Genomic DNA, 22,358 nt, shown 5'->3' with positions numbered 1-22,358 from the left:
GCCGGCCCGTCGGCGGCTGCCCGGAACGACCGTCCGCCTCGGCCGTCCGGCCGGTCCACAGGGTGGGCGGACCGCCTGCCGTGCGGCACGGTCACGGCGTCCGGCCGCCCGCCGCTTCCCCACCCTGTGGGCGGGCGGCGCGGCGGGCGGCCACGATGTCTCCCCGGCCGGGCCGGGACCGGACGGCGCCGCCCGGCTCAGCCGCTCTTCGGGGGGAGCTGGGGGGACGCGGGTCCGGTACCGGGCGTGGTGTCCCTCCGGCCCGCCGGAAGGACGACTCGCTGCGGGGAGCCGGGTGCGCCGCCGGGCCGTCCCTGCGCGGGCACGGCTTTGGGCCCCGCCGTCTGTTCGGGTGCGGCACGCCACCCGCCCGTCCGCCGGGCCGCGCGTCGCCAGAGGCGGGGGAGGAAGGCGTAGAAGCGGTCAGGGAGGAACACGGCGTCCGCGATGATCATCGCGCCGGAGAAGAGGGGCAGCCCCATGAGCACCGCGATGCCGACGTGCATGCTCAGCAGCATGGCGAGGACGGGGTACTTGAGCCTGCCGAAGAGCACGAACGGGAAGGCCACCTGCAGGAGCACGGTCAGGTAGCCCGCGACCGCGACCAGGAGGGTGTACTGGTCCACGAAGTGGGAGAGCGCGGGCCAGGGCCGGAAGAGTTCGAGGTTCAGGGCGTAGTGGAGAGCGGTGCCGCCGCCCCAGGTCGCGCCCTGGACCTTGTACAGACCGGCCGACCCGTAGAGGAAGCAGACCTGCGCCGCGATGACGAACATGCCGCAGTTGTGCACCACCGTGACCAGGGTGGTCCGGGCGTCGCGGAGCTGCCCGGCGAAGGGGCTCCCCGCCGGTTCCGGCGCGCTGCCCGCACGGGCCGCTTCGCGCCTCTTCCTGCGCGCGTCCAGGGACCAGCGCCGGCCGCACGCGGTGAGGACGAGGTAGAGGGACATCAGCAGGACCAGGTTGTCGCCCCCGTCCGTCATGAAGATCGCCCGGCCGTGGAACGAGGCCACCACGACGGCGAAGAGGACGGACGTCACGCGGGTCCGCCAGCCCAGCAGGAACAGCGCGGACGTGACGAGGGCCAGCGCGTAGCAGAGCTCGAAGTAGGCACGCTCCTCGGACAGGGCCAGGACGCTCCTCCACCCCGTCTGTTCGAAGAGCTGCCGTGCCAGGGCGGGCGTCCACGGGGAGTCGGGGCCCCAGATCTGGGCACGGTGGGGGAACTCGCGCAGCAGGAAGACCAGGTAGAGCAGTCCGTAGCCGATGCGCAGCACCGACGCGGCGTACAGGGACACCGGCCGACCGGTCACCAGCTCCCAGGCGGCGCCGGTCCGGTCGGCGAGCCACCGGCGGCCGACGGCGGACGTGGTCCTTCGGGCCTCACTCTCCATGGCCGCTCACCTTCCACCAGGGCAGGAGCCGGTTCTCGACCGGCGTCGGGGGACGATCACCGTCGGCGGTGCCGGGCGCGGCGACGGGCAGGGTGACGACGCGCAGCTGAATGAAGCCGAAGGCTCCGCCGCCGTGGGCGGCGACGCGGTCCGCGGCGATGTTGCCCAGGTACTTCCGCATCATCAGGGCGCGTTCCGTGCGCGCCTTGTCGTCCCCTCCGTGGGAGTCGACGTATCCGGCCCAGGCGCGGCGCAGCATGTTCTGGGCTGTGTGGCTCGGGAACGGTTGGTGCGCGACCGCGGAAGCGTCCACGGCGGTCAGGTCGAACCAGGAACTCACCCGCATCGATCCGCCCGGGCCGGTGTGTGCGGTTCTCGCCAGGATCTGCCGGTTGACGGATTCGGGATCCGGTGCGAAAAGCCGCCAATTCTGTTCGAAGTAGGGGTACACCCAGGAATTGATCATCGGGCTGTATCGCTTGGAGACGGGATTGGCCGGTGCCACGTGAAGGAACACCAGAACCACGTGGACGACACTCGCCGTGAGACAAAGGACCACGGCGGTGCGCAGTCCGTGGGTCAGCGCACGGGCACGTCTCGGCGACCCGGGCGGTGCGGCCGTGGCGTCAGGACGTTCCCGTCCGACCGGATCCGATGCGAAGTGCTGAACTTCCTTCGCGTCCGCTGAGTGAATTCCGCCCGACACCGCACACCCTGTCTTTCTCGTTCCGGCTGCCCGCACCCGCGTTCTGCACCGGCTGCCACCGACGGCGCGCGGCGGACTCGATGGGAATTCCGCCGCGCGCCGTCATCCGGTGAGCGCGCTGATCGAAGCGCGCCGCCTAGCCCTCGTGACGCTTGGAGTGGTCGTCGCCCTCGTGGCCCTCGGGAACGTCGTCGTAGCCGAAGTTCCCGTCGGACTGCTTGTCGTGGTCGTATCCGCCGGGGTGGGGCTTGCCGCCGTGGTCGGGCCTGCCGTGGTCGCCCTTGCCGCCGTGGTCCGGCTTGCCGTGGTCGTCCTTGCCGCCGTGGCCCGGCTGCCCCTCGCCCTCGTGATCCGGCCCGCCCGGCGCATGGTCGGGGCCGCCGCCGTGACCGCCGCCGGGGCCGCCGCCGTGACCGCCGCCGGGGCCGCCACCGTGACCGCCACCGTGACCGCCACCGTGACCGCCACCGTGACCGCCGGTGGTGTTGCCGCCGATCGTGTTGCCCTCGGTGTTCCCGCCGGTCGTGTTGCCCGCGGTGTTGCCGGCGCTGTTGCCCGCGGTGTTCCCGGACGTGTTGCCCGAAGTGCCGCCGGTGGTGACGAGCGGTCCGCCCAGGAGGCCGCCGCCGAGGAGGCCGCCGCTCGTGGTCGTGCCGGTGGTGGTTCCGGCCGTGGTGCCGGTCGTGGTTCCGGCCGTCGTGCCGGTGGTGGTGCCGGTCGTGGTTCCGGCCGTCGTCCCACCGGTGGTGGAGGCCGCGCAGCCGCCGAGGAAGATCCTGTTGTTGTTGAGGGTCACAGAACCTACCTGGGCCAGCAGTCGGCCCTCGACGTTCGTTCCCTGGTTCGCGGTGATCGAGTTCTCGGCCATGAGGGTGCCCACGAAGCTGGTGGTGACGCCGAGCGACGCGTCTTCGCCGATCTGCCAGAACACGTTGCAGGCCGAGGCGCCGTTGGTGAGGAGGATCCGGCTGGAGGTCGCCGTCGTCAGCGATTCGGGGATCTGGAAGACCCAGACCGCGTCGGAGCTTCCCTGACCGTCCAGGACCAGGTCGCCGGTGATACCGACGCCGGACGTGGCGCGGTAGACGCCGGGAAGCAGCGCCGGGCCCCCGCCGATTCCCGCCGGAAGGGCGAAGTCCGGCGCCTGGCCGGCGGCGTTGTTGTACGCCACGAGCAGGTCGGCCTTGGCCTGGAGGGCCGCGGCGTCCGCGGCGTGGATGGCGCCACCCACCTGACCGGGCGGGAACCCGGTGATGGACGGGGTCGGGTGCGTCCCGAGGTCGTGGGCGAGCACCGAGTTGCCGGTGTTGGTCACTCCCGCACCCGCCAGAACCGAGTAACTGGCGGCCGTTCCCAGCGGTACGGGCAACGCGATGGCCGACGCGGCCGTCGGCGTCATGAAGACCATCGCGGCGGAAACCGTTGCGGCGAGGGCCGAGGCCAGCAGGCCGGACATAGTGCGGCGGCGAGCCGCTTGAGGAATCTTCAGCTTCATCGAAAGGCCATTTCCTTGTGTGGGGGCCGTGGGGTGCCGGGCCCTCCCGGACGCCCGGAAAACCTTGTTCGTTACTGCCGCCGCATATTAAGCAGAAATATTCTGGCGCCAAGTCGAACCGGACCGGGGGAAATTTCCGCTCATTCGAGTGGCGCACAGCGTTACGGAAATAACTTGATTCATATTTCCGATTATTTCCGTGCTCTCGGACGGGTGAATCCGCCGCACCGGAACCGGCCGCCCGCGCTGCGCGGACGGTACTCGCGGGTCGAGCCTTCGGGTGGCCGCCGGGATCGCGGCGGTCGCCCCGGCCGGCGCGGCCGCCGCGATCGCCGAGGCGCGGGGCGCGGACGCCGGGGCGCGGGGCGCGAGTGGCGAGCTGCGGGACGGCCAGGGGGCCGCACGTGCCCCCGCCCTCGGTCGCGAACCCGGCGGAGGTCGCCTCGTCCCGCCTCCCCTTGCCCTCCGGGGCGATTACCTCACTGTCCGGCGCGCAAAAATCTGTTGTGGCCGGAGTAGACATTGGGCGGTGGTGCGGCTATGGTTTCTCTCGTAGCCAGAAGGAACCAAGGGCCCGGCAGACACGAACTGCCGGGCAGTAGTACCGCAGTTGCAGTGCGCAGGACGGTTCGGTGGTGGAGTTTCGAAGCCAGGCTTGTCGCAGGACGGTGACGGGACTGACGACCGGACCGGGTGGCCCGCAGTGATCAGGGGCCGCCGCGAGCAGTACCGCAGTAGATGCAGTGGCAGTACCCGCAAGTGAGGTTCGCGGTACCCAGCAGTGAAGTGAGTGAGCGGTACCTCGGTGAAGGCGTCGGCTGCGGGCGCGCGCACCGGGAGGTCCGGCAGTGGGGTTCCAAGCCAGAGCAGACGCAGGACGGGCGACGGGGCTGGCTGCCGGAGGGCGGCGCTGTGACAGGCCGCCGAGCAGTACGCAGTACCAGCGGTACGCAGTAGAGCAGTACGCAGTCCCCCGTTTGGCAAGCAGTTGATCACCGAGGGAAGAACGGAGGAGCCGACGCCATCAGGATCGCCCGGGCGAGTGCCTTGAACCCGGGTACCGCAGGACATCGATAGTGAGGTGGTCTCCGGTCGAGCAACCGCGATCCCGGCACACCCGACAGTGTCCCCGTCGGGTCTGCGGAAACAGAGGGCCGGCGCAGTAACAAGGCCGGCAGATGGTGTAGCAGTTCCTTCGGGCCCTGGCGCCGCACGGCGCCAGGGCCCTCCACGTGTTCCAGGGAGAGGTGCCGCCGGCGTCCGATCCGCACCCCGCGGCGTCGCGCCGGGCCGCCCGCTTCAGCCGACCCCAGAATATGGACGCATGATCGCCGAAGACGCTCAGCCGCCGGCCCACGGACGGGAGTCCCGGCCCCGCCCCGGCACCCCGCCCGACCCCCTCCGCCCCCCTGCCGCCGACGCGCCCGCCGGCACGGACGCCCGGCCGACCGCGGCCGCCGCCCTGGAGGACGGCGTCGAGCGCGCGGCGGCCGCGCTGAAGCCGAGGATGCGCGGCTGGCTGCACGCCGGCGTGTTCCCCCTCGCGCTGGCCGGCGGCATCGTCCTGGTCGCCGTCTCCCGCTCGGCCGCGGCCGTGGCGGCCTGCGCCGTGTACGCGCTGTCGGCCTGCCTGCTCTTCGGCACCAGCGCCGTCTACCACCGCGGCACGTGGGGCCCGCGCGGAGAGGCGGTCCTGCGGCGCCTCGACCACGCGAACATCTTCCTGATCATCGCCGGCACCTACACGCCGCTGGCGGTCCTGCTGCTCGACGCGGACCGGCAGCGGGTGCTGCTGGCGGTGGTGTGGGCGGGTGCCCTGGCCGGCATCGCCTTCCGCATCCTGTGGATCGGGGCTCCCCGGTGGCTGTACACGCCGTGCTACATCGCGCTGGGCTGGGTGGCCGTCTTCAACCTGCCCGACTTCGCGCGCACCGGCGGCACCGCGGTCGTCGTCCTCGTCGTCGCGGGCGGTCTGCTGTACACGGCGGGCGCCGTCGTCTACGGACTCAAGCGCCCCGACCCGTCCCCGGCCTGGTTCGGCTTCCACGAGGTCTTCCACGCCCTGACCATCGCCGCCTTCGCCGCGCACTACACGGCCATCCTCCTGTCGGCCACGTGACACCCGTGCGGGACACGGGCGCGGGCCGCGGGGGCCGGGCCGCGAGGGCCGGACCGCGGCCGCGAGGGCCGGACCGCGGCCGCGCACGGTCCGGGAGCGCTGCCGGGCGGGGCGGGCCGGGTTCCCGTGGTGCAATGCAATGCGACCTGTCCGGCGCGGGACGGGGCTTGTCGCGCATCCGGGACGCGGTCCCGGGCGTCATCGAGCGGTGAGGAGTCGCTGTGACCGCAAGAGGACCGGACGACGGACAGGCCTCCCGTCCTCCCGGGGGCGGGAGCCGAGGAGGCACGGCGACGACCCTGGCGGGGATGCTGGAGGCGGCGGAGGCCGCGGCGCCCGTGGAGTCCCTCGACGTGGTCGCGGGCATGCTCAAGGAGTACCTCGGGGCCGCGTCCGTGTCGTTCCTGATCACCGACTTCAGCGGCAGCTCGGTCGTACGGCTGGGGGCGGCGGGCAGCGTCGAGACCGATGAACCCGCCCGGCGCATCAAGCTGCGGGACACCCTCTACGACGACGTGATCCGCACCCAGCGGCCGGGCGTGGCGGACCAGGGCGAGGGCGGGCTGGTGCGGATCGTCGCCCCGGTCACCAACCGCGGGGACGCCCTCGGGCTCCTCGAACTGTTCCTGCCCGCGGTGCCGGACGCGGAGGCGATGCGGGAGATCGGCGAGGCCGCGCACGCCCTGGCCTACATCGTCATCGCGAACCGGTCCTTCACCGACGTGTACCAGTGGGGCCGCCGCACCACCCCCCTGAGTCTGGCCGCGGAGATCCAGCACCGGCTGCTCCCGGCGTCGCTGGCCTGTGAGGCGGCGCAGTTCGCGGTGGCCGGGGCGCTGGAGCCGGCCGACCACGTCGGGGGCGACACCTTCGACTACGCGATCGACCGGGACACGGTCCAGCTCTCGGTCACCGACGCCATGGGGCACGACGTCAACGCCGCGTTGCTGGCCACCCTTGCGGTGGGCGCCCTGCGCCGGGCGCGGCGGGCCGGTGCCGACCTCGCCGAACAGGCCCGCCAGGCCGACGAGGCCATGCGCGAGCACGGCCGCCAGACCTACGTCACCGGCCAGCTCCTGCGCATCAGCCTGCTCGACGGCAGGACCGAGTTCATCAACGCCGGGCACCCCTGGCCCCTGCGCATGCGGGACGGACGGGTGCGGGAGATCACTCCCGAGATCGACATGCCGTTCGGTTTCCACACCCCTCACACCTACCGGGTCCAGTCCCTGGACCTGCGGCCGGGCGACAGGCTGGTGATGCTGACCGACGGCATGCTGGAGCACAACGCGGGCAGCCTCGACCTGTCCGACCTGATCGTGCGCACCCGTGAGCTGCATCCCCGCGAGGCCGCCCGCACCCTGATCGCGGCGATCGTCGACGCGAACGAGGGCCACCTGCAGGACGACGCGACCGTCATGTGCCTGGACTGGCGCGGCGTCGGCCACTCCCAGCGCGACGCCGCCACCGGCGCCGACCTCACCGACGCCTCCGCCCCGTCAAGGACGGGACCGACCGCTCCGGGGCGCTGACGGTGGCGGTGCGGTCCCGAGGAGGGTCCGGCCGTCGGGTGTCCGCTCCCGTGTGCGGCGCAGGAAACCGTGCGTCTCCGACTCCCGCAGCGCGGCGGCGATCCGGGCCCTGCCCTCCGGGAGACGCGCGGCCAGCGTCTTGATGTCGAACCGGGCGCCGGGCGGCAGCGACTGGATGTACGCGCCGAACCCGATCGCCGTCCCCGACAACTCCGGATGCTGCGCGAGGTCGTTGCCGACCACCGTGAAGCGGCTCGTGTGGCGGTGGTGCTCGTGTTCCAGACCTCCACCGCAGGAGGTACGTCGCCCCCGCTTCGGGTGGCGGTCGGCGGCAAGCCGGGACTCGGAGGGGGCGGGACCGCTGGTGTTTTCAGCATCCATCGGGAAGCGTGATTCCTCGATCTGGTTTGGGGAGGAACCGTGGTTACTCGATGGTCAGGCCCTCGCACTGGGATGGCAGTCCCGGCGAGGGCCGACGCATGTCCGGGCGCAGGCGGTCACCTGCTGCGCCGAGCCTAGGGCACCGAAGACCCCCCAAACCCAGCCGAGTTGGCATGTTCACCCACGCGAGTGAGCCGTGCCCGGCGGGAGGGAAAGGGTGGGGCTTGGTCGGGTTCCTTTCTCTCCGATGGTCCTTTGGGAAGATCGCCCTCGGCGCCGGAGCCCGCGTTCTCGGGCCCCGGAGACGGTCGGACTCCGGCCCGGACGATCTTGTGCGGCGCCGGCCCCACCACCGGCGGGCGAGCGCCTCGACGAGCAGCGGTCCTCGCCCCGACTCCCCGTCTCCGCGAGCCGGTTCGACGACCGGCACACGGTCACCGCGCGTGTCCGCCGGGGACTGGTCAGTGCCGCTCGCCCGCCTTGTCGACGACGACCGTCGAGAGGCGGGTGGCCTTTCCGATCACCGTGCCCTTGGCGACGAACGGGCCGGTGGAGGGCTTGCCGTCCACGTAGTAGTCCAGCGCGGCGACCCAGCGGACACCCCGGTAGGCGAAGGTCTCCGGGTCCAGCAGCACCTGCACGTAGTTGCGCTCCCAGGCGTAGTCACGGAACTCGCCCTCGACGCCGATGGCCAGCACCTTCCGGCCCGTGCCGTCGGTCGTCGTGACGGGCCGGGTCACCCCGGCGAGACCGGTGATGACGCGGTGCATGGTGCGGGCCTTGTCGGAAGGCACGGCCGTTGCGTTGGCGAGGACGTCGACGACCTCCTCGAAGTCCCGCTGGGCCTGCGTGAGCCGTACTTTGTAGGTCGCGCGGTCGGGGATGGACCGGGCCCGGATGAGCCGCAGTGCGGCATCGGGGTCGTCGGGGAGGTCGGCCACCAGGGCGTCCGTCTCCTGGGGGGTGAGGTAATTGGTGTTGCGACCGTTCCACGGCCGCACCTCTTCTGCTTCCGCGCGGCTCGCATCCGGTTTCCCGTAGGCCTGCTCCGCGCCGTCGTAGCGGGTCCAGCTGCTCTGCAGCCTCGGCTTCGCGGGCTCCGTGCTGCACGGTTCCGGCCCTCGCAGGATGATCTGACCGGCTTCGGTGTACCCCATGTTGGAGATGCTGGTTCTGCACTGCCACAGGTCGTACCGGCTCTCCAGGTACACCCACTGGTCCGCCCGGGGAGGTGCGGCCGGTTCCGCCGGGGTGGCCGGCTCGCCCCGCAGCACCAGCGTGGAGAGCAGCGCGGCGGCCACGACCGCCGCCACCGCGCCGAGTGCCTTCAGCTTCCAGCGGGCCCGCCGCTGTTCCGTACCGGCGATCTCGTCCAGGAGTCGCTGACGCGCCGGGGTGAGTCGGGCGTGGTCGGGCAGGGGCGCGTCGGCGCGCAGGGCGCGGAGTGCGGACATCTCGTCGATCACCGGTTCAGCCATGGCCGATCACCTCCGGAAGGTCGTGTGCGAACGTGGGGTCCGTGTCGCCGAGGGCGCGGCGGACCTTCTTGCGGGCCCGGTTGAGGCGGGAGCGGACCGTGCCCACCGGGAGGGAGAGGGCCTCCGCGACCTCCTGGTAGGTGAGGTCGGCCCAGGCGACGAGCAGCAGGACGTGCCGGTCCCCGGAGGAGAGCCCGGCGAGCGCGCCCGCGAGCGGCACGTGGGCGGCCTGCGCGGTGACGCGGCTGTCGCTGCGGTCGGCCCAGGAGTCGGCGACGGGGTCGTGACCGGTGCGGGCCAGCGCCTTGAGGGCCCGTACCTCGGTCCGGCGGTGCTTGCCGATGAGGTTGGCGGCGATGCCGTACAGCCAGGGGCGGGCGTGGGCGCGTCGCAGGTCGTAGCGGGCGCGGGCGCGGAACGCGGTGAGGAAGGTCTCCGCGGTGATGTCCTCGGCCACGTCCTCGCCGAGGCGGCGGGCGGCGTACCGGTGGATGTCGGCCGCGTGGCGTCGGTACAACTCGCCGAAGAGTTCGGGTCGGGTCAACGAGCCGCCGATGAACGAGGCGTCGTCGTCGGTTCTGTCGGGTGGGGCGTTCACGCGGTCTCCGTGTCTGCCGTCGGTGACGTACACCCGCTGTTCCCCGGAACCGCCGATCGGGTTCACGACCGTGGGTCGGCGGGATGCCGGCAGCCGCCCGCACGCCCCTTTCCGCCCTGCGGCGTCACGCGGCGCCGCCGCTCATGACGGCCGCACGACCGGTCCCCTCCGAACGGGGCGCCGGGATATAACCGGACGATGATCTACCACCTGGTTCCGAAGACGGAGTGGGACGCCCGGCCCGACCACCCGTACGCGCCCGCCTCCCTCGGCGAGGAGGGCTTCGTGCACTGTTCGCCGGACGAGGCGACGACGCTGGCCGTCGCCGACGCCTTCTACCGCACGGCCCCCCGGCCGCTCCTGGCGCTCCTCGTCGACGAGGACCGCCTGACCGCCCGCTGCGCGTGGGAGGCGGCGGCCCCGGCCCCACCACCGGGTGTCCCCGACTCCACCCGGTTCCCCCACGTCTTCGGCCCCCTCGACCGTGACGCGGTCACCGCTGTGCTGGAAGTCCGGTGGGACGAGAACGGCACGGCGACGGAACTGGCCACGCCGGGTACACGTCGCTGAAGCGCATCGACGTCCACGCCGACCCCGAGGACCTGGCGATCATCAGGGAGGCGGCCGCGCGGCGGGGGGTGAGCGAGGCGGAGATCACCCGGCAGGGCATCCACCTCGCTGCGGCGGCCGACCGGGTCCGGGACGAACCGCTGTTCTCCCGCACCGCCGAAGGGCCCGCTCGTACGGCGTCCCGGGCCGAGGTCCGTGACGCCGTCGCCGACGCCGTACGCCGCCAGAGCGGACCCGCCCCGGAGCGCGCCACCCGATCCTCGGTGGTGCCGGCCGGACACCGGCCCGGCCCCGCCTCAGCGGTCGTCCGGATCGTCGCGCGGCACCAGCGTGACCCGGTGCAGGTTGCAGGTGAAGGGCGACGGTGCCGGGGCGGCGACCGGGCCCTGCGAGAGGTGGGCCTTGAGGGCGACGCTGACCAGACCCATCAGCAGGTCCACGTCGGTGTCGCAGTCGAGGTGGACGGTGACCCAGCGGGAACCGGGCACCACCCGCACCGCCGTCGATCCCATGAGGTCGGAGTGGATCCGCCGGATGGCCGGGACGGTCAGATGCAGGTCCACGTCCCGGTCGGAGTGGAAGTGGAGTATCTCGCTGTGGACGGAGCGCAACGCCCGTCCTGCGCCACAACTGGCCTGTCCCGTACTGAGGTCGGGCCAGACTTCCAGTCGCGCCATGGCGCGCTCGGCCAGAGTCATGGGGCCATGGTCGCTCGCCGACCGCCCGGCTACCAGGGGTTGAACGAAATGTGACCGGTGCGTGAGGTCGCCGTCGCGCGCCGTACGTGACCCGTGACGTTCCGGTCGCCTTCCCGGTGCTCTCCCGCGCACGGGCACGAACAAGCGCACCGATGGCGAACGTGCGGTCGATACCGACCGGAAGGCCGCGCACCTGCCTGCCACAGGCGTCCGGCGCCGGGCGGCGGTGGCCGCGGTGCGGGAGGACCGGGGCGGCAGGACCTGCCGGGCCGGGCCCGCCGGCCCTGCCGCCCCTCAGTGCTCCGTCACTGATCCGCGTACCTGAGGTCCCCGATCGTCCACGCGCTCACGTCCTCCAGGGCGACGCGGTACATGCCGCCCGTGTCGGGGATGCCGACGTTGCCCTGGAGGATGCGTGCCACGTGGAAGTGCAGGTGGGTGGGTCGTCCGGTCCGCGGTTCGGGAGGTGTGCCGGTGCCGTCCGCGCGGGTGAAGACCGAGGAGAAGGCCCCGAGTTGATCGGAGGCCTCGAGTACCTCCGCCACCCGCTGCTTCCACAGGGTCTCCGGTGCGAGCCGGCCCGTGATCACGGCCCCGGGGATCACCACGGTGAGGGACATCCGACTGTTGTGCTCCGACTCCACCCTTGCGGCGATGTCGACGAGCAGGTCATCAGCGTGCGCCATGAGTGTGGAGCCTACTCGGTGGCGGGTCCGCTCTGCCCGGGGGATGCCTGCTGGACCACCTCGAAGGACCACAGCGTGGCACCCGAGGCGGCCGGCTTCCGCTGTCCGGCGCCCTCGGCACCGCCCTCGCCGGAGCCGCCGTGCGCCGCCTGGGCCCGCCCGGACATCCAGTTCTGGAAGTCCTCCTCGCTGCGCCAGCGCGTGTAGACGAGGTAGGTGTCGGTGCCCTCCACCGGGCGCAGCAGCTCGAACCACTCGAACCCGTCCGAGTTCTCGACCGCGCCCGCCCGCGCGGCGAACCGCTTCTCCAGCGTCTCGCGCTGCTCCTCGGGAACGGTCAGCACATTGATCTTGACGATGCTCATGGCCCCCATTGTCCGCCGTCCACGGGGAGGGCGCCCACCGGCCCCGCTCCCGGCCGACCGGCGCCCACGGCTGATGTGTCGTCATCGCCGCCGCCGGTCCGGCGGGTTGCGGCCGGCCGGCACCGCTGAGCCGCGACGGCACCGACGCCCCGTTGACCGCGGACGTCGCCGGCCGGATCCTCGCCGACGAACAGCGTCACGTGCCCTTCCCCTGCGAGCGGCCGCACGCCTGTCCCGCGGAGCTGCCCCGGGCGGCCCGGCACCCCGTGCCGGCGTCGTGGCGGGTGCTCCTGCTCGGGGCGTCGCCGGCCGTCGCCGTCGACCACGGTCCGGGACCGCGCCGGCTCGGCCTCGGACGCCGGCGTTTCGTGGCGGACGTCATGGCCTCCTGCGGTGCGGTGGTCTCCGCCGTGCTCGCACCGGTCAGCCGGAGCCCCGTCCCGAACCGGAGCCCGAAGGGGAATTCGAGTGGGAACGCGGGTGCGAAGGGGAATCCTGCGCCTCGCTCGCGGCCCGACGGTACTCGTCGTTGATCCGCCGGGCCTCCTCGAGCTGGTCCTCCAGGATGACGATGCGGCACGCGGCTTCGATCGGGGTGCCCTTGTCGACCAGCTCGCGGGCGCGGGCGGCGATGCGCAGCTGGTAGCGAGAGTACCTGCGGTGCCCGCCCTCCGAGCGGAGCGGACTGATCAGGCGGGCCTCCCCGATGGCCCGGAGGAAGCCGGGGGTGGTGCCGAGCATCTCGGCCGCCCGGCCCATCGAGTACGCCGGGTAGTCGTCGTCGTCCAGACGACCGCTGAGCGGGTTGTCTGCTGTCATGTCACCTCGTTGATCGCCGCGTAGAAGGGGCCCCGCCGCTGTCCGGCACCCGGGCCCCTGAGGAGATTCAACACCGTCCACCGGTCCCGCCGCCGTGCCGGTCCGCCGTTACGGGTACCCCGCCGCGGTGTCCCCCGCGCCGGACCGCCCCCGGCCGGGCATGCGGAAGGGCCCCGCCGGCAACTGCCGACGAGGCCCTTCCGCGCAGGTGGGAGGCGGTTCAGCGGCCGCCCCCGCACGCCCTGGGGCGTGGTGTTTCCCTCGGGTCAGGCCGCCGAACCGAAGGCGGACCGGCGCTGGGACCGGCCGCGCGAGGACGACGCGTCGCCGGAGGACCGGCCCCGCTCGCCGCCGCGCTCGCCGCCGCGCGCGGACCGCTCACCGCCGCGCTCGCCACCGCCGCCGCCACCGCGGCCGCGACGGCCGCGGGAGGACGAGCCGCCCGAGGAGGCGGAGCGCCGGGGGCGCTCCACGACCGGCGCGGTGATCACGACGGGGATGCCGGACGGGGCCTGGGCACCGGTGATACGGCTCAGCTCCTCCTCGCCCGAGCGGACCGCGGTGACCTGCGCGGTGACGCCGGCCGCGGCCGTCAGCCGGCTCATGGCGCGCCGCTGGTCCGGGGTCACGAGGGTCACGACACTGCCGGACTCGCCCGCGCGGGCGGTACGGCCGCCGCGGTGCAGGTAGTCCTTGGGGTCGGTCGGCGGATCCACGTTGACGACCAGGTCCAGGCTGTCGACGTGGATGCCGCGCGCGGCCACGTTCGTCGCGACGAGCACGGTCACGTGACCCGTCTTGAACTGGTCCAGCGTCCGGGTGCGCTGCGGCTGGGACTTGCCGCCGTGCAGGGCAGCGGCGCGCACGCCGTTGTTCAGCAGGTGCTTGGTCAGCCGGTCCACCGCGTGCTTGGTGTCCAGGAACATGATCACGCGGCCGTCGCGGGCCGCGATCTCGGTGGTCGTGCGCTGCTTGTCCGTGTCGTGGACGTGCAGGACGTGGTGCTCCATCGTGGTGACCGCGCCGGCCGACGGGTCGACGGAGTGGACGACCGGGTCGGAGAGGTAGCGGCGGACCAGCCGGTCGACGTTGCGGTCCAGGGTGGCCGAGAACAGCATCCGCTGGCCGTCGGGCTTCACCTGGTCGAGCAGCGCGGTGACCTGCGGCATGAAGCCCATGTCGGCCATCTGGTCGGCTTCGTCGAGGACAGTGATGCGGACCTCGTCGAGACGGCAGTCGCCCCGGTCGATGAGGTCCTTCAGCCGTCCCGGCGTGGCGACGACGACCTCGGCGCCGCCCCGCAGGGCGCTCGCCTGGCGGCCGATCGACATGCCGCCGACGACGGTGGCCAGCCGCAGCCGCACGGAGCGGGCGTACGGCGTGAGGGCGTCGGTGACCTGCTGGGCCAGCTCGCGGGTCGGCACGAGGACGAGGGCGAGCGGCTGACGCGGCTCGGCCCGCAGGCCCGCCGTACGGGCCAGCACCGCGAGGCCGAACGCGAGGGTCTTGCCGGAGCCGGTGCGGCCGCGGCCGAGGACGTCACGGCCGGCCAGGGAGTTCGGCAGGGTGGCGCCCTGGATGGGGAACGGGACGGTCATGCCCTCGTTGGTCAGCGCGGTCGCCAGCGGCCCGGGCAGGCCCAGGTCGCCGAACGACTCGACGGCGGGCAGCGGGGGCGTCACCGTCTCCGGCAGCGCGAACTCGCCCTGCTGCGCCATCGGCCGGCGGCCGGAGCCGCCCTGCGAACGACGGGGCGCGGAGGAGCGGTTGCCGGAGGAGCGCTGCGGGGCGCCTGCGGAGCGGCCGTAGGAGCGGGCGCCGGAACGTGCACGGTTCATGCGGGGGAACCTTCCTTGATGCGGCGCGTATCAAGGAATTCCCGGAGCACGTGAAAGGCACGGAGAATTGCGAGAACGAGCCGGAGTGGGTGGGGCCGAAACAGGTGGACGGGAAAGACGTCACCGTCCTGCGGGAAATCAGGTAATCCCGCGCGGCACCCGGAAAAGCGGCGAGCCGGGGCCCGCACCCCACGGTGCGGGCCCCGGCTGCGTCACGCGTCAGGCAGGGTCAGGCGGGAACGATGTTCTCCGCCGTCGGGCCCTTCTGGCCCTGAGCGATGTCGAACGACACCTTCTGGCCTTCCTGGAGCTCACGGAAGCCCTGGGTCGCGATGTTCGAGTAGTGAGCGAAGACGTCGGGACCGCCGCCGTCCTGCTCGATGAAGCCGAAGCCCTTTTCAGAGTTGAACCACTTCACGGTGCCGCTGGCCATTTTGTTCTCCTTCGGGACGGTTCGGAGTCACCCTGTGTGCCTCCGGTCGCCGTGATGATCACCCCGATGGAAAAACCTTCTGGCAACCACAACTGCAACTGACGACGACAGTAGCACGGTGCGTTCGGCCGAGTGCGTTGCACGATTTCGCCTGGTGAGCGGGGTGCGGGAATATTCACCGGGCGCTGCGTCAATTTCTCACCTGGTGACTGTAGATATTGCCCCACCGGCGCCTTCGCCTTCCGCTCGGAGGCGCCGGGCGCACCCCCGTGACCTCCTGTGACGGCCGGTGCGGGCGCCGTCGCGCGCGAAACCCCCGCACCCCTGAATTCCCTCCGAATGCGACGAAGGACACATCGGTGGGAACACGAGTCCGATGCGCGGGCCCTCTCGTAGTCCTGCCGGTGGATCCCGGCGGGCCCGCCGTACTGCGTTCTCAGTAGGAGGGATTGTCGGCAGGCGGACGACGACAGGCCGGGGTGGTGCGGCGAGTCTGGGCGGACAGTCGGCACCAGATGCGGAGACCCCTGTCGTGGCTACTTTCCTCTATCGCGTGGGCCGCCTGGCCTTCCGGCGGCGCTGGTACGTCGCCCTGGTCTGGGCGGCGGTCCTGGCCGCCGTCGGGCTGGGCGCCCTCAAGGCCCCCGGAGCCGCCGACGAGCAGTTCTCGATGCCGGGCATCGAGTCCCAGAAGGCGTTCGACCTGCTGGAGCAGCGCTTCCCCGGGGCCTCCGCCGACGGCGCCACCGCGCGGGTCGTCTTCGTCGCGCCGGACGGCCGGAAGGTGACCGCGGCCGACAGCAGGCGGGCCGTCGAGGACGCGGTGGCCGACCTGGCCGACGGGCCGCAGGTCGCGAGCGCCGCCGACCCGTTCCGGGCGCAGGCGGTCAGCGAGGACGGCTCGACGGCGTACGCGACCGTCACCTACGAGGTCGCGGCGAACGAGCTCACCGACGACAGCAGGGCCCGCCTGGAGAGGGCCCTCGCGGACGCCCGTGCCGCCGGGCTGACCGTCGAGGCCGGCGGGGACGCGCTGCAGAACGGCGCCGGGCCGGGCGGCGTCGCCGAGATCATCGGCGTCTCGATCGCCGCGGTCGTCCTGCTCGTCACCTTCGGTTCGCTCGCCGCGGCCGGACTGCCCCTGCTGACCGCGATCATCGGCGTCGGCGTGAGCATGGCCACGATCACGGCCCTCTCCGACACCCTCGGCCTGTCCACGACGACCGGCACCCTGGCGATGATGCTCGGCCTGGCGGTCGGCATCGACTACGCCCTGTTCGTCGTCTCCCGCTACCGCGAGGAACGGGCCCACGGCCGCACGCCCGAGGAGGCGACCGGTCTCGCGGTCGGCACCGCCGGGTCGGCGGTCGTCTTCGCGGGCCTCACCGTCGTCATCGCCCTGGCCGGACTCGCCGTCGTCGGCATCCCGATGCTCACCAAGATGGGCCTCGCCGCGGCGGGCGCGGTCGTTCTCGCCGTACTGATCGCGCTGACGCTGGTGCCGGCGTTCCTCGGGTTCTGGCCGAACGCCGTACTGGCGCGCAAGGCCCGCAGGAGCGGCCGGGTGGAGGGCGGCGCCGGTGACAACGGCGGCACCCGCTGGGCCCGGTTCGTGCTGCGCCGCCCGCTGCCCGTGCTGCTGCTCGGCGTGGTGGGCCTGGGCGCGCTCGCGCTGCCCGTGGCCGACCTGCAACTGGGCATGCCCGGTGACGAGGCGAAGCCCACCTCCACCACCGAGCGCCGGGCCTACGACGCGCTCGCCGACGGCTTCGGACCCGGCTTCAACGGGCCCCTGACCGTCGTCGTCGACGCGCGGGGCGACTCCGGCCCGAAGGCGGCCGCCCAGGCCGTCGCCGACCGCGTCGGCGGCACCGAGGGCGTCGTCTCGGTCTCCCCGGCCCGCTTCAACGAGGCCGGCGACACCGCCGTCTTCTCGGTCGTGCCGTCCACCGCGCCGACCGACGAGCGCACCAAGGACCTGGTGAAGACCATCCGGGGCGAGCGCCCCGGCATCGAGGCCGAGACCGGCGCGACCTTCGAGGTCACCGGCAGCACCGCGCTGAACATCGACATCGCCGACAAGGTCCAGGCCGCGCTGGTGCCGTACCTGATCGTCGTGGTCGGCCTGGCGGTCGTGCTGCTGATGCTGGTCTTCCGGTCCCTGCTCGTCCCGCTCAAGGCGGCCCTCGGCTTCCTGCTGTCGGTGCTGGCCTCCCTCGGCGCGGTCGTCGTGGTCTTCCAGCAGGGCCACGGTGCCGGGATCCTCGGCGTGGAACAGACCGGCCCGATCATGAGCCTGATGCCGATCTTCCTGGTGGGCATCGTGTTCGGCCTCGCCATGGACTACGAGGTCTTCCTCGTCTCCCGCATGCGTGAGGCGTACGTCCACGGCGAGCGGCCCGGCCATGCGGTCACGTCCGGCTTCCGGCACAGCGCCCGGGTGGTCGTGGCCGCCGCGCTGATCATGATCGCGGTGTTCGCCGGGTTCATCGGTGAGGACGACTCCATGATCAAGATGATCGGGTTCGGGCTGGCCGGAGCCGTCCTCTTCGACGCCTTCGTCGTCCGGATGGCGATCGTGCCCGCCGTGCTCGCCCTGCTCGGCGCCAAGGCCTGGTGGCTGCCCGGGTGGCTGGACCGGATCCTGCCCCGCGTCGACGTGGAGGGCGAGGCGCTCGCCCACCGGCCCGCCCCCGGCGACCGGGACCCGGCCGACGAGCCGGCCGCCGCCGGCCTGGAGCCGGCCCGCACCTGAGCCTGTCCCGCCCCCGCCCGACCGGGACCGTCCGTGGTGAACGCCACGGGCGGTCCCGTCGCCCCACCGCGGCGGCGGAGGTCACGATGGCCCCAGCACCACCGACCGGAGAGCCGAATCCCGATGAGCAGCAGCCTCGAGCGCTACACGGACCGCGTCGAGAAGTACTCGGCACGCGTCGGGCAGTACGCGGACCGCCACCCCCGCCTCATCGACCTGGCGGTGGTCCTCGCACTGATGGGCTGCGCGAGCCTCGGCAGTTTGCTCACCATGCCCGGCGTCGCCCCGCCCGACCACGGCGGGACCTGCACCGCCCTGATGGGCGTCTCCTGTCTCGCGCTGCTGCGGTACCGCAGCCACCCGCGCACCGCGGTCGTCGTCACCGCGATCTGCACGGTGATCGCGGTCGTGCTCGGATACCTGGTCACCCCGCTGCTGCTGGGCCCGATCATGGCGGCGCTCTACTGGCTGGCCATGCTCACCGACCCCGGGACGACCCGCGCCTTCGGTGTCGGCACGACCCTGGCGGTGACGGCCGCTGCCGTCTTCTCCGACAGCATGGACGGCCTCTCCCTGCTGCTCAGGACGATCGGCCCGGTCTTCTGGCTGATGCTGCCGATCGCCGCCGGCACCATGACCCGGCTGCGGCGCGCCTACCTCCGGGCCGTCCAGGCGCGCGCCGAGTACGCCGAACGCACCCGGGAGGAGGAGGCCCGGCTGCGCGTCACGGAGGAGCGCATGCGCATCGCCCGGGAACTGCACGACGTCGTCGCGCACCACCTGGCGCTGGCCAACGCCCAGGCCGGCACCGCCGCACACCTCGTGCTCACCCGCCCGGAGCAGACGAAGCGGATCCTCACCGACCTGACCGGCACCACGTCCTCCGCGCTGCGCGAGCTGAAGGCGACGCTGGGACTGCTGCGCCGACACGACGACCCGGCCGCCGGCCCGCTGGAACCGGCCCCGGGCCTGGCCCGCCTGCCCGAGCTGGTCGCGGCGTGCGAGTCCGCGGGGCTCACCGTCACGGTCACCACCGAGGGGGAGCCCCGGCCACTGTCACCGGGGGCGGACCTGACCGCGTTCCGCATCGTGCAGGAGGCGCTCACCAACGTCACCAAGCACGCGGGCAGTCACTGCGCGCGGGTACGGCTGGTGTACTCCGGGTCCCGGCTGGTGATCACGGTCAGCGACGACGGCCCGGCCACCGAGGCGCCGCCCGCGACCGAGCCGGGCCGCGGCTTCGGTGTCCTCGGCATGCGCGAACGCGCCCACTCCATCGGCGGCGAACTGCGTCTGGGCCCGCGCCCGGAGGGCGGCTTCGAGGTCACGACGGCGCTGCCGCTGATCCCCGAAGCCTGACCGCTGTCGGCCCGGAGCGGGACTCAGAGGCCGAACTCCTGTGCCGACAGGCCGAGGACCGAGCAGGCCTCGCGCAGGACCTGCTCCTCGGCCGGCGCGACATACCCGTCCGCACCCGCGACGACGAACCCGGTCTGGACGACGGCTCTGGCCTCCGTCGGCTTCTTCGCGGCCTTGGCGATCTCCTGGAGGACCTCGGCCTTGCCCTGGGGGAAGTCGAACGCCAGCTGGTCGACGTGCTTGTTGAAGCGCTGGCGCAGCTGCTCGGGCGGGAAGTTCTGCAGGACGTCGTTGTGCAGGATGAGCGACTCCACGTGCTGTCGCTCGGCCGGGTCGACGTGCCCGTCGGCGGCGGCCACCAGGGCGCACATCGCCATGCTGGCGTCGCGGTAGGCGCCGCTCTTCAACTCGGTCTTGAGAGAGGTGAGCTGGGACTTGAGCGTGCTCACCAGCTGGGCGCGCGAACCGCCCGGGCCCGCGGCCCCCGGCCGCCCGTGGCCGCCGGTGCCCCGCGACCCCTGTGTCTGCTGGAGCCCCTTGGCCTGGTCCTTGATCCGATCCCACATCGCCACGCGTGCCACCCTCGGCTTCAGCCCTGTCGTTCCGGTCCGACGCGCGGCTCGCACGCGTCACCCTGCCAACGGCCGCCGGGGCGGGGAAGTTCCGTGCCGGCCGGGCCGCCTGACCGGGCTGCCCGGCGGGGCCGTGCTCAGGGCGCCGGCGCGGCCGTGGGGCACGACGCCGGCGTGGTGCTCCCGTCCGCGCTCACACGTCCCGCGGGTCGGGGCCGCCGAGCATCTGCGACGCGGACTGCAGGGCGCTCGGGGAACCGGCGCTCACGGGCGCGGCCTCCTCGGGCAGGCCGTGGCAGGTGAAGCCGAGACGGCGCATGGCCCGGACGACCTCGCCACTGCTGAAGTCCCGCCGGTCCTGCCGGGTGACGACCTCGCCGACCTGCTTGACCGGGTAGCGGCGGCGGCCGACGGTGACGGACTCGCCCGTGATCAGCTCGGGAGTGACGCCGGCCATCGCGACCAGCACCCCGCTCTTGGTCAGGTCGAACGGGTACCGGGCGATGACACAGCGCATGTTGCCTCACAGAGCGAAGAGAAGGGGCCGGCCCGGGGGACGGGGCCAGGGGGAGGGTGAGCGGTGGGGGAAGGGTGGGTGCCGCATCCCCCGGATACAGCGAACTGGGGCCCGCACCCCAAGGTGCGGGCCCCAGCTGTGAAGTGCGGGTCGGTGCCGGTTGCCGGGCGGCGACGGCACCGCAAATCGACACTAGCACGGGCCGATCGGGCCCGGCCGGTCGAAGAATTCACTCGTTCGGGCGAGCGCCGGCGGTCACTCGGACGAGACCGTCGCCCCTGCGGACATGAGCGGCCGGGCCGCTTCCTCCGTCGTGCCGGGCGGTATCACCCGCAGGTCCCGGCGTCCCCGGCCGGGTGCCATGAGGACGACGGTGTCGGGCGCGTGCACCGCCGTGGACCTGCGCAGCCGTACGACCTGGTTGCACACGAGCATCCGGCCCGGCGACCCGGCCCACGCCGTGCCGTCGACCATGACGCTGGCGATGTCCCCCCATGCGCGCGGGAGTCCGGCGAGAAGCTCGGGAAGTTCGGCGAGGAGGTCGTCGGAGCGTGGCCACCAGACCCCGTCGAGGCGGCGCGGCACCTGGCTGTCGGGCGCGAGCCGGAGTCTGAGGGCAGGGCCGGGCCGGGCGGCCCGGGACCGCGCGGAAGGAAGGAGAGGAGCGTGGAGAGAGGGGGAGCGGCGGAGCTGACCGTCCGCAACGGTGTGGTCGGTGGGCGCGTGCATGTCGCGTTCCCTGTCCCCGGGCCGCCGTCGCGGTGGTCCGGTGCCTTGGTGCATCGAGAACGACGACGACGCTGAGGTGTCGTACGGAGAACTCCCGATACCCCCCACGGTACGCCACCGGGGTGTCCGCTCACGATTGGCGAACAAAGATTCGGCGACCGCTGTGGCCTGCACGTGCTGGAGTACCGTGGAGGAGCCGGGAGTGTCCCGCGCACCGGCCGCCCGCCGCTGCCGTTCCCGGTGACCGACGACGCCGGACCGGATCCGTCCGCGCCCGGAGCAGGGCTCGCCCCATGACCGTGAACATGCCCGGCCGGCCGACGACCCGGGAGCCCGCGCGGCCCGGTGTCCACCGGTGGCCCCTCCAACCGGGACGCGACCGCGGACCGGTTCCCACTTCCCGGGACCAGGACCCCTCCTCCCGGGACGCCGACCGCGTCCGCGCGCTGAGCCGGGGTCAGGTCGAGGACAGGCTGGGGCAGTTGGGCGACCTGTACGCGGACACCGCCGGCGGCGAGCCGTGGGCGAGGGAGCGGGACCGGGACGCCTTCCTGCGGGGGCTCGCCGCCGACCTGCGACGGCCGGGGTTCGCGCTGCTGATCGCCGAGACCACCGTGGTCACCGGGTGCGCCTACGGCTTTCCCGTGGACGACCGCGGGGCCTGGTGGCGGGGTCTGCGTCCGGACGGGAACCCGCCGGCGGACCCGCTCCGCCCGGCCGCCTCCGGGCGGCTCTTCGCGATCTCCCGGATCGTCGTCCAGCCCACCGTGCGGACACGGCACCAGGGGCATGAGGGGAACCTCGCCCGGCGTCTCCAGCGGCGGCTGCTCGCCGACCACGGTGCGACGGCCGGGATCACGCTGGTGAGCCGTACCGACACCGGGATGCTGAAGGCGCTGCGGTCCTGGGGATGGCGGGAGGCCGAGGCGGACACCGGCGGCGAGCCGCTGCCCGCCTCGCCCTGGCACGTCCTGATCCTCGACGCCCGAGAGCCGGCGGCCTGAGAACGGGCGGTCAGACCTCGTCGGTGTGCGAGGGGTCCTTCGAGGAGGACTCGCTGGCCGACAGCCAGGACTGTGCGGGCCCGGCGGCCCGCGTGGTGTCGATGGTGAGGTGCAGCCGGGTCCCGCCCTCCTGGCCGGCCGGGTAACTGCGCTGTTCGGCCGAGGCGAAACAGCGGCGCAGCACCTCGGCGACCCGGCGCGCGACATCCGGCGTCGCCGCGACGATACGGACCTCCGCGTACCCCTCCGAGGGCAACGGCTCTTGATCCACTCAGGCCTCCCGTACATGTGTGCCGGCGCCGACGACGCACGG

At 72.9% G+C, this 22,358-nt stretch carries 22 protein-coding genes and 2 pseudogenes; 8 read left to right on the top strand and 16 right to left on the bottom strand.

The window, feature by feature from the left end:
• Positions 1-197 precede the first annotated feature (197 nt).
• The 3 genes from ACGFQC_RS10455 to ACGFQC_RS10445 all read right to left on the bottom strand — a co-directional run bounded on the left by ACGFQC_RS10455 (position 198) and on the right by ACGFQC_RS10445 (position 3,592).
• The gene (locus ACGFQC_RS10455) at positions 198-1,391 is read right to left on the bottom strand and encodes an HTTM domain-containing protein (protein WP_363087569.1); all 1,194 of its coding nucleotides are present in this window, start codon (positions 1,389-1,391) and stop codon (positions 198-200) included.
• Positions 1,381-1,896 (bottom strand): DUF5819 family protein, encoded by a 516-nt coding sequence (locus ACGFQC_RS10450; protein ID WP_363087568.1) that lies wholly within the window; start codon positions 1,894-1,896, stop codon positions 1,381-1,383. The genes ACGFQC_RS10455 and ACGFQC_RS10450 overlap by 11 nt, the downstream gene beginning before the upstream one ends.
• A gap of 337 nt (positions 1,897-2,233) precedes the next feature.
• Complete coding sequence (locus ACGFQC_RS10445) at positions 2,234-3,592, bottom strand: ice-binding family protein (RefSeq protein ID WP_393288043.1); 1,359 nt, start codon at positions 3,590-3,592, stop codon at positions 2,234-2,236.
• Positions 3,593-4,916: 1,324 nt separating this feature from the next.
• Between ACGFQC_RS10445 and ACGFQC_RS10440 the strand changes: the two genes are divergently transcribed.
• Together ACGFQC_RS10440 and ACGFQC_RS10435 are read left to right on the top strand one after the other, a co-directional pair.
• Positions 4,917-5,711, top strand: a complete 795-nt coding sequence (locus tag ACGFQC_RS10440; RefSeq protein ID WP_363087566.1) for a hemolysin III family protein — start codon at positions 4,917-4,919, stop codon at positions 5,709-5,711.
• Positions 5,712-6,019: 308 nt separating this feature from the next.
• Complete coding sequence (locus ACGFQC_RS10435) at positions 6,020-7,243, top strand: PP2C family protein-serine/threonine phosphatase (RefSeq protein ID WP_363087565.1); 1,224 nt, start codon at positions 6,020-6,022, stop codon at positions 7,241-7,243.
• Here the strand turns inward: ACGFQC_RS10435 and ACGFQC_RS10430 are convergent.
• The 3 genes from ACGFQC_RS10430 to ACGFQC_RS10420 form a co-directional block, all read right to left on the bottom strand.
• Entirely contained in the window at positions 7,211-7,624 is a 414-nt protein-coding gene (locus tag ACGFQC_RS10430) for a hypothetical protein (protein WP_363087564.1), read from the bottom strand. The two genes, ACGFQC_RS10435 and ACGFQC_RS10430, sit on opposite strands and share 33 nt — an antisense overlap.
• 461 nt (positions 7,625-8,085) lie before the next feature.
• Positions 8,086-9,102, bottom strand: coding sequence for a hypothetical protein (locus ACGFQC_RS10425; RefSeq protein ID WP_363087563.1), 1,017 nt, complete (start codon positions 9,100-9,102; stop codon positions 8,086-8,088).
• Positions 9,095-9,700, bottom strand: coding sequence for an RNA polymerase sigma factor (locus tag ACGFQC_RS10420; protein WP_363087562.1), 606 nt, complete (start codon positions 9,698-9,700; stop codon positions 9,095-9,097). Before ACGFQC_RS10420 ends, ACGFQC_RS10425 begins: the two co-directional genes overlap by 8 nt.
• A gap of 198 nt (positions 9,701-9,898) precedes the next feature.
• Between ACGFQC_RS10420 and ACGFQC_RS10415 the strand changes: the two genes are divergently transcribed.
• Together ACGFQC_RS10415 and ACGFQC_RS10410 are read left to right on the top strand one after the other, a co-directional pair.
• Positions 9,899-10,270, top strand: a complete 372-nt coding sequence (locus ACGFQC_RS10415; protein WP_363087561.1) for a DUF952 domain-containing protein — start codon at positions 9,899-9,901, stop codon at positions 10,268-10,270.
• A pseudogene (locus tag ACGFQC_RS10410) lies at positions 10,267-10,503 on the top strand (hypothetical protein); the annotation flags it as partial. The gene ACGFQC_RS10415 and the pseudogene ACGFQC_RS10410, both read left to right, overlap by 4 nt.
• Positions 10,504-10,566: 63 nt before the next feature.
• Here ACGFQC_RS10410 and ACGFQC_RS10405 read toward each other — a convergent pair.
• From ACGFQC_RS10405 to ACGFQC_RS10395, 3 genes are all read right to left on the bottom strand, one after another.
• Complete coding sequence (locus ACGFQC_RS10405; RefSeq protein ID WP_363087560.1) at positions 10,567-10,968, bottom strand: luciferase family protein; 402 nt, start codon at positions 10,966-10,968, stop codon at positions 10,567-10,569.
• 305 nt (positions 10,969-11,273) lie between these two features.
• The gene (locus tag ACGFQC_RS10400; protein WP_363087559.1) at positions 11,274-11,654 is read right to left on the bottom strand and encodes a hypothetical protein; all 381 of its coding nucleotides are present in this window, start codon (positions 11,652-11,654) and stop codon (positions 11,274-11,276) included.
• A gap of 11 nt (positions 11,655-11,665) precedes the next feature.
• On the bottom strand, positions 11,666-12,019 hold the full coding sequence (locus tag ACGFQC_RS10395) for an antibiotic biosynthesis monooxygenase (protein ID WP_363087558.1): 354 nt from the start codon (positions 12,017-12,019) through the stop codon (positions 11,666-11,668).
• A gap of 131 nt (positions 12,020-12,150) precedes the next feature.
• Between ACGFQC_RS10395 and ACGFQC_RS10390 the strand changes: the two are divergent.
• A pseudogene (locus tag ACGFQC_RS10390) lies at positions 12,151-12,441 on the top strand (ferritin-like domain-containing protein); the annotation flags it as partial.
• A gap of 1 nt (position 12,442) precedes the next feature.
• Here ACGFQC_RS10390 and ACGFQC_RS10385 read toward each other — a convergent pair.
• From ACGFQC_RS10385 to ACGFQC_RS10375, 3 genes are all read right to left on the bottom strand, one after another.
• The gene (locus ACGFQC_RS10385; protein ID WP_363087557.1) at positions 12,443-12,838 is read right to left on the bottom strand and encodes a MerR family transcriptional regulator; all 396 of its coding nucleotides are present in this window, start codon (positions 12,836-12,838) and stop codon (positions 12,443-12,445) included.
• A gap of 266 nt (positions 12,839-13,104) precedes the next feature.
• The gene (locus tag ACGFQC_RS10380) at positions 13,105-14,676 is read right to left on the bottom strand and encodes a DEAD/DEAH box helicase (RefSeq protein ID WP_363087556.1); all 1,572 of its coding nucleotides are present in this window, start codon (positions 14,674-14,676) and stop codon (positions 13,105-13,107) included.
• A 229-nt stretch (positions 14,677-14,905) separates the two neighbouring features.
• Positions 14,906-15,109 (bottom strand): cold-shock protein, encoded by a 204-nt coding sequence (locus ACGFQC_RS10375; protein ID WP_363087555.1) that lies wholly within the window; start codon positions 15,107-15,109, stop codon positions 14,906-14,908.
• Positions 15,110-15,641: 532 nt separating this feature from the next.
• Between ACGFQC_RS10375 and ACGFQC_RS10370 the strand changes: the two genes are divergently transcribed.
• The gene (locus ACGFQC_RS10370; protein ID WP_363087554.1) at positions 15,642-17,864 is read left to right on the top strand and encodes an MMPL family transporter; all 2,223 of its coding nucleotides are present in this window, start codon (positions 15,642-15,644) and stop codon (positions 17,862-17,864) included.
• A 123-nt stretch (positions 17,865-17,987) separates the two neighbouring features.
• The gene (locus ACGFQC_RS10365; RefSeq protein ID WP_363087553.1) at positions 17,988-19,223 is read left to right on the top strand and encodes a sensor histidine kinase; all 1,236 of its coding nucleotides are present in this window, start codon (positions 17,988-17,990) and stop codon (positions 19,221-19,223) included.
• Positions 19,224-19,246: 23 nt separating this feature from the next.
• Here the strand turns inward: ACGFQC_RS10365 and ACGFQC_RS10360 are convergent, their stop codons facing one another.
• From ACGFQC_RS10360 to ACGFQC_RS10350, 3 genes are all read right to left on the bottom strand, one after another.
• Complete coding sequence (locus tag ACGFQC_RS10360; RefSeq protein ID WP_363087552.1) at positions 19,247-19,795, bottom strand: tellurite resistance TerB family protein; 549 nt, start codon at positions 19,793-19,795, stop codon at positions 19,247-19,249.
• A gap of 193 nt (positions 19,796-19,988) precedes the next feature.
• Complete coding sequence (locus ACGFQC_RS10355; protein ID WP_363087551.1) at positions 19,989-20,312, bottom strand: SCO5918 family protein; 324 nt, start codon at positions 20,310-20,312, stop codon at positions 19,989-19,991.
• A gap of 255 nt (positions 20,313-20,567) precedes the next feature.
• Entirely contained in the window at positions 20,568-21,041 is a 474-nt protein-coding gene (locus ACGFQC_RS10350; RefSeq protein WP_363087550.1) for a DUF5994 family protein, read from the bottom strand.
• A 293-nt stretch (positions 21,042-21,334) separates the two neighbouring features.
• Between ACGFQC_RS10350 and ACGFQC_RS10345 the strand changes: the two genes are divergently transcribed.
• Positions 21,335-22,045, top strand: coding sequence for a hypothetical protein (locus ACGFQC_RS10345; RefSeq protein WP_363087549.1), 711 nt, complete (start codon positions 21,335-21,337; stop codon positions 22,043-22,045).
• A gap of 10 nt (positions 22,046-22,055) precedes the next feature.
• On the opposite strand, the gene ACGFQC_RS10340 is transcribed toward ACGFQC_RS10345, so the two are convergent.
• A complete protein-coding gene (locus ACGFQC_RS10340) occupies positions 22,056-22,316 on the bottom strand; it encodes a hypothetical protein (protein ID WP_363087548.1) in 261 nt (86 codons plus the stop codon).
• Positions 22,317-22,358: the final 42 nt, after the last annotated feature.

This window comes from Streptomyces sp. NPDC048734 (genome assembly GCF_043198675.1).
Lineage (GTDB): Bacteria > Actinomycetota > Actinomycetes > Streptomycetales > Streptomycetaceae > Streptomyces.
Note: the sequence above shows the minus strand (reverse complement) of the source record. Positions and strands in the feature narration are given on the sequence as shown.

Bases quoted from the DNA above. Each gene is read 5' to 3' on its own strand.
- ACGFQC_RS10455 (WP_363087569.1), bottom strand. From the start codon at position 1,391: ATGGAGAGTGAGGCCCGAAGGACCACGTCCGCCGTCGGCCGCCGGTGG.
- ACGFQC_RS10445 (WP_393288043.1), bottom strand. From the start codon at position 3,592: ATGAAGCTGAAGATTCCTCAAGCGGCTCGCCGCCGCACTATGTCCGGC.
- ACGFQC_RS10440 (WP_363087566.1), top strand. From the start codon at position 4,917: ATGATCGCCGAAGACGCTCAGCCGCCGGCCCACGGACGGGAGTCCCGG.
- ACGFQC_RS10435 (WP_363087565.1), top strand. From the start codon at position 6,020: ATGCTGGAGGCGGCGGAGGCCGCGGCGCCCGTGGAGTCCCTCGACGTG.
- ACGFQC_RS10430 (WP_363087564.1), bottom strand. From the start codon at position 7,624: ATGGATGCTGAAAACACCAGCGGTCCCGCCCCCTCCGAGTCCCGGCTT.
- ACGFQC_RS10425 (WP_363087563.1), bottom strand. From the start codon at position 9,102: ATGGCTGAACCGGTGATCGACGAGATGTCCGCACTCCGCGCCCTGCGC.
- ACGFQC_RS10415 (WP_363087561.1), top strand. From the start codon at position 9,899: ATGATCTACCACCTGGTTCCGAAGACGGAGTGGGACGCCCGGCCCGAC.
- ACGFQC_RS10405 (WP_363087560.1), bottom strand. From the start codon at position 10,968: ATGACTCTGGCCGAGCGCGCCATGGCGCGACTGGAAGTCTGGCCCGAC.
- ACGFQC_RS10400 (WP_363087559.1), bottom strand. From the start codon at position 11,654: ATGGCGCACGCTGATGACCTGCTCGTCGACATCGCCGCAAGGGTGGAG.
- ACGFQC_RS10395 (WP_363087558.1), bottom strand. From the start codon at position 12,019: ATGAGCATCGTCAAGATCAATGTGCTGACCGTTCCCGAGGAGCAGCGC.
- ACGFQC_RS10385 (WP_363087557.1), bottom strand. From the start codon at position 12,838: ATGACAGCAGACAACCCGCTCAGCGGTCGTCTGGACGACGACGACTAC.
- ACGFQC_RS10380 (WP_363087556.1), bottom strand. From the start codon at position 14,676: ATGAACCGTGCACGTTCCGGCGCCCGCTCCTACGGCCGCTCCGCAGGC.
- ACGFQC_RS10375 (WP_363087555.1), bottom strand. From the start codon at position 15,109: ATGGCCAGCGGCACCGTGAAGTGGTTCAACTCTGAAAAGGGCTTCGGC.
- ACGFQC_RS10365 (WP_363087553.1), top strand. From the start codon at position 17,988: ATGAGCAGCAGCCTCGAGCGCTACACGGACCGCGTCGAGAAGTACTCG.
- ACGFQC_RS10355 (WP_363087551.1), bottom strand. From the start codon at position 20,312: ATGCGCTGTGTCATCGCCCGGTACCCGTTCGACCTGACCAAGAGCGGG.
- ACGFQC_RS10350 (WP_363087550.1), bottom strand. From the start codon at position 21,041: ATGCACGCGCCCACCGACCACACCGTTGCGGACGGTCAGCTCCGCCGC.
- ACGFQC_RS10345 (WP_363087549.1), top strand. From the start codon at position 21,335: ATGACCGTGAACATGCCCGGCCGGCCGACGACCCGGGAGCCCGCGCGG.